Source organism: Amycolatopsis sp. H20-H5, from assembly GCF_035828755.1.
Lineage (GTDB): Bacteria > Actinomycetota > Actinomycetes > Mycobacteriales > Pseudonocardiaceae > Amycolatopsis.
This window is the reverse complement of the sequence record NZ_JAYMZS010000025.1, coordinates 26,471-38,686: the sequence shown is the minus strand read 5'-3', so window position 1 is coordinate 38,686 and position 12,216 is coordinate 26,471. Positions and strand designations below refer to the sequence as shown.

The window sequence follows — 12,216 nt, the reverse complement described above, 5'->3', positions numbered from 1 at the left end:
AGGGTGAGCACCCCGGCGGTGACGGCGGCGGCGATCTCGCCGACCGAGTGGCCGATGACCGCCGCGGGCGCCACCCCCGAAGCCAGCCACGTCGCACCGAGCGCGACCTGCACGGCGAAGATCATCGGCTGGATCACGTCGACCGGCAACGCCGCGTCGTCGTGGATCGCCGAGAGCAGGGAAACGCCCATCTCCTCGACGAAAATCGGCTCCAGCCGGGCGATGACGCCGACGAACACCGGGTCGGTTTCCAGCGACTCGCGGGCCATCCCGGTCCACTGCGAGCCGTGGCCGGAGAACACCCAGACCAGCCCGCCCCGCCCACCGCGCGGCACGGAGCCGACGGCCGCGCCGGTGCCCGTCTCGGCGAACTCGCGCAGCCGCGAGAGCAGCTGGGCGCGGTCCCCGGCGTACACCGCGGCACGCTGCGGCAGGTGCGCGCGGCGGTGCGCCAGTGTGTGGCCGACGTCCGCGGCCGGGACGCCGGGCTCAGCAGCGAGGTGCTCGGCGAGAAGGCCCGCGTACTCCCGGACCGCCGCCTGAGTCGCCCCGGAAAGCGGGTACAGTAGGCCGTCCGAAGTGGACACTGGCTCGTCGGGCGTCGCCACCGCCTGCTCCAGGATGACGTGCGCGATCGTGCCGCCGTAGCCGTACCCGGACACCCCCGCGCGTCGCGGGCCGCCGTGGTCCGGCCACGGGGTCGCCTCGGTCACCACGCGCAGACCCGAAGCCGCCCAGTCGATCGCGGGGTTCGGCTCGGTGAAGTTCGCCTGGGGCGGGATGATCCCGTGCCGCAGCGCCAGGATCGTCTTGATCACCCCGGCGACACCCGCACCGGCTTCGAGGTGGCCGATGTTCGGCTTGACCGAGCCGATCAGGCAGTCGCCGCCCGCCGCGCCGTCCGGCCGGAATACCGAGGCCATCGCGCCCGCTTCGAGCGGGTCGCCGATCCGGGTCCCGGTGCCGTGCGCCTCGACGTAGCCGACCGTGGCCGGGTCGATCCCGGCGGTCGCGTAGGCCCGGCGCATCAGGTGCGCCTGCGCGTCGCCGTTGGGCGCCATGATGCCGTTGGTCCGGCCGTCCTGGTGGACCGCGCTCCCGCGCAGGACAGCGAGCACACGGTCGCCGTCACGCCGCGCGTCGGACAGGAGCTTGAGGACCAGCAGGCCGCCGCCCTCGCCGCGGCCGTAGCCGTCGGCCTCGGCCCCGAACGACTTGCTGCGCCCGTCGGGGGCGGTGGCGCCGGCCGCGTCGAGTACCAGTGAGAGTCCCGGCGAGGCCATCACGAGTACCCCGCCGGCCAGCGCCACCGGGCATTCCCCGGCGCGCAGAGCCTGCGCGGCCAGGTGGATCGAGACGAGCGAGGACGAGCACGCGGTGTCCACCGCGACACTCGGGCCCCGCAGGTCCAGTACGTAGGAGACGCGGTTGGCGACGGCGCAGTAGGCGCCGCCGATCCCTGTCCACGCCTCGATGTTCGGCAGGTCCTCAAGCTGGCGGCGGCCGTAGTCGTCCGAGCCGACGCCCATGAACACCCCGGTGTCGCTCCCGCCGAGGTCCCTCGGCGAGATCCCGGCGTGCTCCAGCGCTTCCCAGGCCAGCTCCAGCACGATCCGCTGCTGCGGGTCCATCAGCGCCGCCTCGCGGGGCGTGATGTCGAAGAAATCGGCGTCGAAACCCTTGACGTCGTCGAGGAAAGCGCCACGTTTCGTCACGTCGCGCACGGCCTCGGCGAAGTCACGTCCGTGCGCCGCGTAGGAGCCCCAGCGGTCCTCGGGGAGCTCACCGATCGTGTCCCCGCCCTCCCGCAGGAGGTCCCAGAAGGCGTCGAGCGAGTCGACGCCCCCGGCGAACCTGCAGGCCATCCCGACCACGGCGACGGGCTCCGGCGCGGTCATCCGACACGGACCTCTGGCACGTAGCGGATCCACTGGCCACCGGCCTCGCGGAACCCCTGCTCCTTCGCCATGATCTCCTCCGCGTGGTTCCACGCGAACAGCAGCGCGTAGTCCGGATACGGGTCGCTGAACGCTTCCGGCGGGCGCACCGGCAGGTGCGAGCCCGGCACGAGGTGCCCCTGCTTGCCCGGGGTCGAGTCGCAGACGAACGGCACCAGGTCCGTGGTGATCCCGCAGTAGTTGGTGACCGTCGAGCTCTTGCCGGGCGCGCCGTAGCCGACCACGGTCTTGCCCTCGGCGCGGATCTTGTGCAGCAGCGCGACCAGGTCCTCGCGGACCCGCTCGACGGTGCGGCCGAACCGCTGGAACGTCTCCGGCCGCGACAGCCCACGGGCCCGCTCGCCGTCGAGCAGCGCGGCCACCGCGGGCGCCGGGGTCCGCGCGCCCTGGCGGGCGATGGTGTAGCGGATCTCCCCGCCGTGCAGCGGCACGTGCTCGGCGTCGACCAGCTCGAAGCCGAACTGCGCGGCCATCGCGGATACGGATTCGACGCTGAAGTAGAACACGTGCTCGTCGTAGATCTGGTCGAAGGCGAGGCCCTCGATGATGGTGCCGAGGTAGGGCTCCTCGAACACGAACACCCCGGCCGGGGTAAGCAGCGCGTCGATCCCGCGCAGCACCGAGCCGATGTGCGCGATGTGGCAGATGGTGTTGGCGCCGAAGACGACGTCCGCCGGGCCGTGCTCGGCGCGGATCGCGGCGGCCGTGTCCTCGTCGAAGAACTCGGACAGCACCCGGACGCCCTTGGCCGCCGCCACCGCGGCCACATTGGACGAAGGTTCGACACCGAGGTGACGCACCCCGGCATCGGCCACAGTGGACAGCATGACGCCGTCGTTGCAGCCGATCTCGACGATGAACGGATCGGTGCCGGTCAGCTCGGTCGCCAGGAACCGGCGGGCGTTGCCCTCGAAATGCGCGCGGTGGCTGGCCGAACCGGAGGCGTGGTAACGGTATCCCGCGTGGTAGCGCAGATCCTGCGGGACCTCTTCGAGCAGCTGGACCATCCCGCACAGCTCGCAGGCACCGACCGCGAGGCGGAAGAAGAACTCGTTCTCGGCCTCGTGGGGCAGCAGGAAACCGTTGGCGGTCGGCTGCTCGCCAAGGTCGGCGAACTCCTGCACCTTGCCGTCGCACACCCGGCATGTGGTGGTCGTCATGTCACTCCGCTCCGCTGTCCGGGAGGTCCAGCCACCACTGGCTGGAGCGCGCCCACTCGATGGTCTTGATGAGGCCGTCCCGCAGGGAGGTGTCGCAGCGCCAGCCCAGTTCGGTGCGGGCCTTGGTGTTGTCGGGCACCCGGCGCGGCAGGTCCTCGTAGGCGGCCCCGAGCCGGACGGCGGTGTCGACGTCGACGACGGCGTCGGTCGCGCCGGTCAGCTCCGCGACGAGGCGGACGAGGGCGCCGACGGTGGTCTCGACCATGCTGCCGAGGTTGAACGACTCCCCGGTGAGTCCCGGCCGCGTGCCCGCGAGGATGGTGCCGTCGACCGCGTCGTCGATGTAGGTGAAGCAGCGTGTCTGCCTGCCCTGGTCGTATACCACCATCGAGCGCCGGTTCAGTACTCTGTGGACGGACCGGCTGACGATGTAGGCGGGCCGCTGGCGGGGGCCGTAAACGTTGAAGTAGCGCACGATCCGGGCGTCGAGCCCGTGCTGGCGGGCGAAGGCGAACGTGAGGTGCTCGGCCAGCGCCTTGCCGCTGGAGTAGGACCAGCGGTCGGCCGAGGTCGCGCCGAGCACGCGGTCGCTGTCCTCGCGCCACGGCACGGCGGGGTTCTTGCCGAACACCTCGCTGGTGCTGGCCAGCACCACCCCGGAGCCCGCGCGCAGGGCGACGTCGAGCACGTTGCGGGTGCCGAGGAAGTTGATGTCGACGACGTCGAGCGGCCGGGCCAGGTACTGGTCGACGCCGACGACCGCGGCCAGGTGGTAGACCAGGTCCGTGCCGGGGGTGATCGCCTCGGCGAGCTTCCCGGCGTCGCGGATGTCGCCCTCGACGTACCGGACGTGCTCGTTGGCCACCGCGGGCGGCGGCGCCACGCCGTCGAAGACGGTGACCTCGTCGCCTCTCGCGACCAGCCGCTCCACGAGGTGCCCGCCGACGAAACCGCTGCCGCCGGTGACCACCACCCGGGACGGGCGTGATGTGACCTCGTGTGCAGGGTTCATCGGGCTAACGTCCAATTCCGCGGTAGAGGTAACCCTGCGCGCGCAGGGCAGCGATCTTTTCCTTGCTGTAATAGGCCCGGCCGTCGAACAGCAGGCAGTTCGGCGCGACCGGCAGCGCGGCGAAGTCGATCTCGTCGAACTCCCGGTGCAGCGCCAGCACGGCGACGCAGTCGGCGTCGCGCACGGCCTCGGTGACGTCCGCCGAGGGCACGATGCCGAACAGCTCCTCGGCGGCTTCGTCGTCGACGAGCGGGTCGAAGATCCGCACCCGCACGCCTGCCTTCGTCAGCGTTTCGACCACGCCGTGGGTCGGGGTGGCCCGCAGGTCGCCGGTGTTGTTCTTGAACGCGAGCCCGAGGACGGCCACCTTCGCGCCGACGGGTTCCTTGCCCTGCTTGAGAAGCTCGTCGATGACGAGCTGCGCGGCGTACTCCGGCATCCCGGCGTTGACCTCACGGCCCGCCGACGCCGTCCGGATTTCGACGCCCTGCTGACCCGCCGCGCGCCACACCATCCACGGGTCCTTGGTGAGGCAGGAGCCGCCCACGCCGACGCTCGGCAGCAGGATGTTGACGTTGCCCGCGCCCTTGGGGATCGTGTTCGCCGCCGAGATGACGTCGAGCACGTCCACCTGGTAGAGCGCGCAGAACTTGGCGAGTTCGTTGGCCAGCGCGATGTTCAGGTCGATCCACCAGTTGCTGGCCAGTTTGACGATCTCCGCGGACTCCAGCGAGTCACGTGGGATGACGTCGACGCCCAGCGTCCGCTGCCAGAACGCGGCCACGTCCCGCGCGCTGTCCGCGCCGAGGCCGCCGACCACGATCGGGAAGGTGCGCAGCTCACGCAGCGCGGTGCCCTCGGCGAGGCGTTCCGGGGTGAACGCGAGCCCGAAGTCCACGCCGCCGACCAGGCCTCGCTGTTCGAGCAGCGGCAGCACGATCTCGCGGGTGGTGCCGGGCGGAACGGTGCTCTTGAGCACGACCAGCTGGCCGGGACGCAGGTGCTTGCTCAGTTCCGTGCACGCGCCGCGCAGCTGCTCGTCGGCCAGCTCGCCGTCCTCGCGGATCGGCGTGCCGACGGTGATCAGCACGACGTCGGCGAAACCGAGCGCGGCGGTTTCGTTGGTGACGCGCAGTTTTCCCGCGGCCATCCCGCTGAAGATCAGGTCGGCCAGCCCTTGTTCGTTGAACCGGCAGTGCCCGCGCGCCAGCTCCTCGACCAGCCGGGGGTCGGTGTCCACGCCGACGACGTCGTACCCGCGGTCCGCGAGCGTCGCCGCGATGCAGGAGCCGACGTATCCGAAACCGATCACCGCTATCTTGAGATCCTCGTGGCCGGACAGAAAACGCATCGCGTCCCCAATCGAATAGTGCTCGCCCCTCGTACGCACGGCTGCGGCGACCTGTGCCGTCCATGGTGTTCCGGCCGGCGGGCACGCCACGTCTCCTGGCTTGCCGAGCTCCCGCGCACCGGGCGGCCCCGGCCTACCATGGCGACATGGAATCCTTGCCCGACGGGGAAACCCCGGTGATCCGGCAGCTGTCCACCCGGCTGGTCTACGAGAACCCATGGCTTTCGGTGCGTGAGGACCGGATTGAGCGGCCGGACGGCTCGGCCGGGATCTACTCGGTGGTCGATCGGCCCGACTACGCGGTCGTCATCGCCAGTGAGAACGACGGCTTCCACCTGGTCGACCAGTATCGCTACCCGATTTCCGGGCGGTACTGGGAATTCCCGCAGGGCTGTTTTCCGTACCCGAAAACCGGCACCCCCGAAGAGCTGGCCCGCGCGGAACTCGCCGAAGAGACCGGGCTGCGCGCCGGAAAGCTCGTCGCGCTGGGACGGTTGTTCGGCTGGCAGGGCGCGAGCGGCCAGGCGTTCACGTCGTTCCTCGCCACCGAACTGGTGCAGGGCGAGACCGCCAGGGAGCACGAGGAGCAGGACATGCGCCACCGCTGGGTGACCAGGGCGGAGTTCGAGCGAATGATCACCGGCGGTGCGATCATGGACAACTCCACGGTGGCCGCCTACGCCCTGCTACAGCTGCACGAGCGCATCCCGGATTGCTGAGTCGGGCGAACCAGCAAGTCGGGAGATGTGCTTACGCCCCAGCGCCCCCTAGCTTCGGCACGACTGTGTTTCGACCGAACCGCAGCCGTCCCGTTCGAGGAGGAAGCCAGTGGCTCAGCGGAATCAACCCGTGCCCCAGCGCCGATCACGGCCGCGGCACCACCTGAGGAAGGGCTGGCGGGCGGCCGGGGTCGCGATCAGCCTGCTCGCGCTGCTCGCGACGACCGGACCGGCGGCCGCCTCCCCCGCGACGCCGGCGGCCCGCCCCGGCGGCTGCGGGCCCGCGCTGCGGGCACTGACGCTGGCGGTGGACCAGCAGCGCGTGCTGAACCTGCTCGGCGACCTGACGGTCATCCGGAACGACGCCGACCTCAAGCGGCTCGCGACGCCGAACACCAAGGCGGACGTCACCTACGACATCCTCCCGCACTTCTTCGTCAGCATGGGCGGCGTGGGCTTCACCGTCGTGCAGGAGAACCAGGAGATCCGGCCGGGCAAGCCGACGCTGCTGTTCTACCGCCCGAGCCCGAAGGCCAAGGACGTCCTCGACCCGTTCGGCATCGACTACCCGTACGTGCTGGCGGGCTGGGGTTACGGCGGCCACTACACCCCGGGCGTGCGGCCTTCGTTCCCGAGGGACCCGGGCCTGGCGTGCCTGACCGACAGCGATTGGTTCATCCACGAGCGGAGCGTGCACCCCGCCGACAACTGGCAGAACGTGACGGTCCCGCCCGCGGAGGCATGGCACGGCCAGGCCGAAGCGGCGATCCCGCCGACGCCCGCCGACTGCGCGCGCTGCACCGGCATGCCGCACGGCAGGCTGTGGGACCTGCACCTCTGGATCAGCCCGAACCGGGTGGTCCCGCAGGTGTCGATCTTCAACCCCGGCAAGCCCATCCCCGGCTTCGACGCCGTCGCCGGAGTCGGCTTCTTCTACCCGGACTCCGGCCCCCCAGCCGCTCCCGCCGCGCCTGCCGACCACTCCAGCATGGCTGGCATGGCTGGCATGTCCGGCATGGCGGGCATGACCGGCAACAAGATCTCGAGCGTGCCCGGCCTCGGCTGACCCCGCAACTGCCCCTGAAGGCCACCATCACGGCGTTTTACGCTGTGATGGTGGCCTTCAGGGACATTCCCGGCCAGCAACGCGCTGAAGGCCACCATGAGGGACTCTAACGCCCTCATGGTGGCCTTCAGGGACTTTCAGGGGCGCAGCAGGACCTTGCCGATGGCGTTGCGGGACTCGATCTCCCGGTGCGCCTCGGGGGCGTCGGCCAGGGTGTACGTCTGGTGCACGCGGGGCCGCAGGCTGCCGTCGACGACGGCGGCGAAGACCTCCCCGGCGCGGTGCAGCAGCTGCTCCCGGGTCTTGTCGTAGTGCCCCAGCGAAGCCTTCGTGAGGAACAGGGAGCCGCGCGCGTTGAGGACCTGGGGGTCCAGCGGCGCCGCCGGGCCGCTCGTCTGTCCATAGAGGACAAATGTACCGCGCGGGCGGAGGCAGGTGAGCCCGGCCTCGAAGGTGTCGCGGCCGACGGCGTCGTAGACCACGTCCACGCCTTCGCCGCCGGTGATTTCCTTGACCCGCTCGGCGAAGTCGCCCGCCGAGTAGTCGATGACGTGCCCGGCTCCGGCAGCCTGCGCGACCTCGGCCTTCGCCGCGCTCGACACCGTGCCGATGACCTTGGCCCCCCGGAGCACCGCGAGCTGACAGAGCAGCGCGCCGACCCCACCCGCCGCCGCGTGCACGAGGCAGGTGGCGCCCTCGGGCAGCGTCACCACGTCCGACGCGAGGAAGTGCGCGGTCATGCCCTGGATGAGCACGGCCGCCGCGACGTCGAGGTCGAGCGCGTCCGGCACCGGCACCAGGCGCTCCGCCTTGACCAGGCAGTGCGTGGCGTAGGAGTTCGGGGAACCGGCCCAGGCGACGCGGTCGCCCGCGGCGAATCCCGGCACCCCGGGGCCCACGCCGAGGATGGTCCCGCTGCCTTCGAAGCCCGGGGTGAACGGGAACCGCACGGTGTAGGCGCCGGACCGCTGGTAGAGGTCGACGAAGTTGACCCCCGCCGCGGCGACCCGCACCAGCACCTGGCCTTCACCGGGTTCGGGCACTTCGCCGTCCACGGTCCGCAGGACGTCCGGCGGCCCGTAAGCGTCGAAAACGACACGACGCATCCTCAGCCACCAGCCATCGGTGCGGTGACGACGACCGTGCTGCCCGCGGGAACCTCGGTGCCGGCGCGTTCGGCGCGCAGGATGAGGTCGTCGTCGATGCTGAGGTTGATGTAGGTCAGCAACTGGTCGTCGGGACCCAGCAGCCGCGGGCCGTAGCTCGGATTGTCCGCGGCGAACCGGCGGATGACGTCCGGGAGCAATCCTTCGGAGCCCTCGAATTCCGTCCGGCCCATGGTCCAGCCGGCGGGAAGGATGATCTTTACCACTGCTACCTCCTAGTTCGGGCTAAGCGTCCTTCGCACACCGGAAGCCGACGGCGAAGCTCGACCAGCCGGTGGGATCACCGTGAATCCGTTCAGTGCAGCGGACCTGATAGCGGAAGTTCATCCACGAGCCGCCGCGCATGACGCGGTAGCGGCCGACGGCCATCTTCACGCTGGGGTCGCATTCGGTCGCCTCGTCGTAAAGGCGGGTGAGCGTCGAGGTCCACTCGTAGACGTTGCCCGCCATGTCGCCGCAACCGAACACGCTGTCCCCGAGGTCGGAGAAGCTGCCCACGGGCGTCGTCCGCGGCATCGCGCCGTACCGCGCGTGCATCGTCCGCCACCACTCGCGCCACGCGCCGAGCGAGTTCAGCGCGCCCGCGTAGAACTCGGCGGTGGCGGCGCAGTCGCTCTTCCAGGTGTCGCCCCACGGCCAGATCCGGAAGTCCGGGCCGTGGGCCGCGAACTCCCATTCGGCCTCGGTGGGCAAGCGCTTTCCGGCCCACTGCGCGTACGCGGTGGCGTCGTTCCAGGACATGTGCACGACGGGGTGATCGTCGTAGCCCGCGGTGGTGGTGCCGGGACCGCCCGGCGAGTGCCAGCAGGCGCCCGCGCGTTCTTCCCACGAGGCCTCGGCGTAGACCATGCCGAACCCGATTTCCTCGGCGTCGGAACGGTATCCGGTCGCCTGCGCGAACTCGGTGAACTCGGCGACGGTCACCGGGTAGCGGTCGAGCCGGAACTCCGGGAGCGTCCGCGGGAGCTGGGGCGTCTCGTCGGCGAACCAGCGGCGCGGCAGGGGCTGGTCCTGCTCCTCGAGCCAGTCGAGCAGCCAGGGCGGTGAACCCTGGAGAAAGGTCGATCCGGGTATCCGCAGCATGTCCCCCACGGGAGCCGCCCTCCACTCGACGCCGGAAGTCACCCCCATCGTCGCGTCCCCGCCCTGACCCGGGCACCTCATGGCTTGCGGATTGCCCCTGAAGGCCACCATCACGGCGTTAAACGCCGTGATGGTGGCCTTCAGGGGCAGTTCAGCGGGTCGGGACGACGAGGTCGGTCCGGCCGGTAAGGAGGGCCAGGTGGATTCGGGCGGGCCAGGGGTCGGTGTCGGCCTCGCGGGTCAGGTCCAGTGCCCAGTCCGCGGGCACCTCGACGGCTACGGCGAGGCCGGTTTCGGTGCGGACGCGGCTCGCGAGACGCAGGGTGGTGTGCCAGTGGGTCAAGGGATCCGCGCGGAGCAAGACTCCGGGGAGGCCGCGCGCCAAGGCCTGCCGGAGCAGCTCGTCCGCCGCCGGGCCGTTTTCTGGAATGTCCACACAGGACAGTTCAGCGAACCGGATGGCGTCGTCGATCAGGACTTCCCCGTCAGCCTGAGGAACGGCCGTCACGAGCCGGTCAGTGAGCCGGACGCCGTCGACCGTGAAGGGCGCGGCGATCGCGTGGGGCGGTGTGCCGGTGAAGCCCGCGGCGCGGAAGTAGTCCGCCTCGGCCTCGTCGATCCGGTCGGCGCAGCGGCGGCGCAGGCCGAGGTAGCTGATCGCGCGGGTGCGGGTGAGGAAGTGCATGCCGAACTGCGACGGCGGCTGGTGCAGACGGCGTCCGTAGGTCTCCCACCAGTGCATGCTCGGCTCGGCCCAGTGCTGCGTCCTCGCCACCGGACCGCGGCGAAGCCGTTCGTACTCGGCGAAAGCGGCGGCGGGGTGGCCGTCGTGCTCGCTCAGCGCGCGGCCCAGCGCGATCGCGTCCTCCAGCGCCATTTTCGTGCCGGACGAGACCGTGAAATGCGCGGTGTGGGCCGCGTCGCCCAGCAGGACGGTGTTGCCGTCGGACCAGGAAGCGTTGCGCACCACGGTGAACCGGCCCCAGCGGCTGTGGTTGCCGACCAGTTTGTGCCCGTCGAGGTGCTCGGCGAAGACCTCGGACAGCCACGGCGGCGCGTCGCCGTCGATCTCGGCGCCGTCGTCCAGCCCGGCGGCGCGCCAGGTCGTCTCGTCCAGCTCGACGACCACGGTGCTCATCGCACTGCCGGACGAACGGCCGGGCGAACGGCCGTACGAATAGCAGTGCGCGGCCACCGGGCCGTGCTCGGTCCGCTCGAAGGCGAGCGTCGCGGCGTCACCGAAATCGGCGGACGTGCCCAGCCAGACGTAGCGCGCCGCCCCGGTCCGCGTCTCGGTGCCGAACGCCTCACGGCGGGCGTCGCGATGGGACGAACGGGCGCCGTCAGCGAACGCGACGACGTCGGCGTCGAGGTCCTCGGCGCGAGCCCGGTAGTGGATCCGCGCCCCGGCCTCGGTCGCCTGCTCACGCAGGATCTTCAGCAGGGTGTGCCGGGAGATCGCGGCCGCGCCGAAACCGTCGTACCGCAGCCGCGCGCCCGGCGGCCGGACCTCGATGCCGGACAGGGTCACGCTCGCGTCGATGATCAGCCGGTGGGTCTCCGGGTCGTGCCGCGCGAGCCCGCTCAGGGTCCGGTCCGACAGCGTGACGCCGAAGCCGGAGACGTCGCCGGGGCCGTTGCGCTCGTAGACCTCGACGGTCGCCCTCGGCAGCTTGAGACCGATCATGCGGGCCAGGAACAGACCGGCCGGGCCGCCGCCGGCTATCGCGACCCGTGGTGCGCCACCGGTGCCCACCGGATCACCGTTTCCCGTTGCGCAGCAACACTTCGTGCAGTCGTTCGGCGAACTCGACCGGATCCGTCACGTGCCCGAGGTGCCCGCCGGGGAAGTGCTCCAGATCGAGCCCGACGCGCCCGGCCAGCACCGCGTTGGCGCGGTAGGGGGACTGCTCCCGCGACGTCGTCCCGCCCGCCAGCACGAGCTGCGCGGACGCCGCCTTCAGCGCCACGGTGTCCGGGACGACCGCGGGGAAGGACCGCACCTCGTGGTCGAACCAGAACGTCAGGTTGCGGCGGGTGCGCGCCAGCATGTCGGCGAGCTCGTCGGGTGGTGGCTGGAACTCCTCGGGCGGCTTCGACGCCCCGGTCGCGCCCAGATAGCGCCCGAAGGCCTGCCGGGCCTCGTCCACTCCGGCCGTCCGGTACAGCTCGTACAGGTTCTCGTGGAACTCGAGTTCCTCGTCCGCGTTGGGCAGCACGGACGCCAGCGGCGGCTCGTGCGCGACCAGCGCGCGGACCCGGTCCGGGTGCCGTTCGAGCAGCGCGAGCGCCACGATCGCGCCCGAGCACGTGCCGAAAACGCAGGCGGGCCCGTCGGCGAGGTGGGCGAGCAGGCGCAGGACGTCGTCGACGTCGGTCTCGAGCCGCCGCTCGTCGTCCACGGGGCCGTCGAGGGGGCTGCGGGAAAACCCGCGCCGGTCGTAGGTGATGACGGTGTAGCGGTCGGCCAGCAGGCTCGCGATCGGCCGGAACGGACCGGCGTCGCCGTTCCCGGTCGGGACGAGCACCAGCGCCGGGCCGGTGCCGACGACCTCGTAGTACAGCCGGGCGCCGGGCACCACGAGCTCACCGATCTCGGGGGTGTCCATACGCTCCTCCAGGCTGGGCTTCCGTGGCTGGGCTGCCGTGGCTGGGCTGCCGCGAGACAGCAACTCGTCGACGAATCGTGGTGTCTGGTTGG

At 71.1% G+C, this 12,216-nt stretch carries 11 protein-coding genes; 2 read left to right on the top strand and 9 right to left on the bottom strand.

Annotated features, from left to right (window positions below):
- The 4 genes from QMK34_RS16680 to QMK34_RS16665 all read right to left on the bottom strand — a co-directional run.
- The coding region (locus QMK34_RS16680; RefSeq protein WP_326414913.1) for a type I polyketide synthase at nucleotides 1–1,898 on the bottom strand (1,898 nt) is incomplete at its 3' end.
- The gene (locus QMK34_RS16675) at nucleotides 1,895–3,118 is read right to left on the bottom strand and encodes a class I SAM-dependent methyltransferase (protein WP_326414912.1); all 1,224 of its coding nucleotides are present in this window, start codon (nucleotides 3,116–3,118) and stop codon (nucleotides 1,895–1,897) included. The genes QMK34_RS16680 and QMK34_RS16675, both read right to left, overlap by 4 nt.
- Before the next feature lies 1 nt (nucleotide 3,119).
- The gene (locus tag QMK34_RS16670) at nucleotides 3,120–4,130 is read right to left on the bottom strand and encodes an NAD-dependent epimerase/dehydratase family protein (protein ID WP_326414911.1); all 1,011 of its coding nucleotides are present in this window, start codon (nucleotides 4,128–4,130) and stop codon (nucleotides 3,120–3,122) included.
- A 4-nt stretch (nucleotides 4,131–4,134) separates the two neighbouring features.
- Nucleotides 4,135–5,520 (bottom strand): nucleotide sugar dehydrogenase, encoded by a 1,386-nt coding sequence (locus QMK34_RS16665; RefSeq protein WP_326414910.1) that lies wholly within the window; start codon nucleotides 5,518–5,520, stop codon nucleotides 4,135–4,137.
- Nucleotides 5,521–5,627: 107 nt separating this feature from the next.
- Between QMK34_RS16665 and QMK34_RS16660 the strand changes: the two genes are divergently transcribed.
- Nucleotides 5,628–6,200 carry an NUDIX hydrolase gene (locus tag QMK34_RS16660; protein ID WP_326414909.1) on the top strand — a complete coding sequence of 191 codons (573 nt, stop codon included), beginning with the start codon at nucleotides 5,628–5,630 and terminating at the stop codon, nucleotides 6,198–6,200.
- A 109-nt stretch (nucleotides 6,201–6,309) separates the two neighbouring features.
- On the top strand, nucleotides 6,310–7,266 hold the full coding sequence (locus QMK34_RS16655) for a hypothetical protein (protein WP_326414908.1): 957 nt from the start codon (nucleotides 6,310–6,312) through the stop codon (nucleotides 7,264–7,266).
- A gap of 137 nt (nucleotides 7,267–7,403) precedes the next feature.
- Here the strand turns inward: QMK34_RS16655 and QMK34_RS16650 are convergent, their stop codons facing one another.
- The 5 genes from QMK34_RS16650 to QMK34_RS16630 form a co-directional block, all read right to left on the bottom strand.
- On the bottom strand, nucleotides 7,404–8,372 hold the full coding sequence (locus tag QMK34_RS16650; protein WP_326414907.1) for a quinone oxidoreductase family protein: 969 nt from the start codon (nucleotides 8,370–8,372) through the stop codon (nucleotides 7,404–7,406).
- Nucleotides 8,373–8,374: 2 nt separating this feature from the next.
- Nucleotides 8,375–8,638, bottom strand: a complete 264-nt coding sequence (locus QMK34_RS16645; RefSeq protein ID WP_326414906.1) for a MoaD/ThiS family protein — start codon at nucleotides 8,636–8,638, stop codon at nucleotides 8,375–8,377.
- A gap of 19 nt (nucleotides 8,639–8,657) precedes the next feature.
- Nucleotides 8,658–9,515, bottom strand: coding sequence for a formylglycine-generating enzyme family protein (locus QMK34_RS16640; RefSeq protein ID WP_326414905.1), 858 nt, complete (start codon nucleotides 9,513–9,515; stop codon nucleotides 8,658–8,660).
- Nucleotides 9,516–9,666: 151 nt separating this feature from the next.
- Nucleotides 9,667–11,271, bottom strand: coding sequence for an FAD-dependent monooxygenase (locus QMK34_RS16635; protein WP_326414904.1), 1,605 nt, complete (start codon nucleotides 11,269–11,271; stop codon nucleotides 9,667–9,669).
- A 4-nt stretch (nucleotides 11,272–11,275) separates the two neighbouring features.
- Nucleotides 11,276–12,216: alpha/beta fold hydrolase (locus tag QMK34_RS16630; protein ID WP_326414903.1), on the bottom strand; the 941-nt coding region annotated here is incomplete at its 5' end.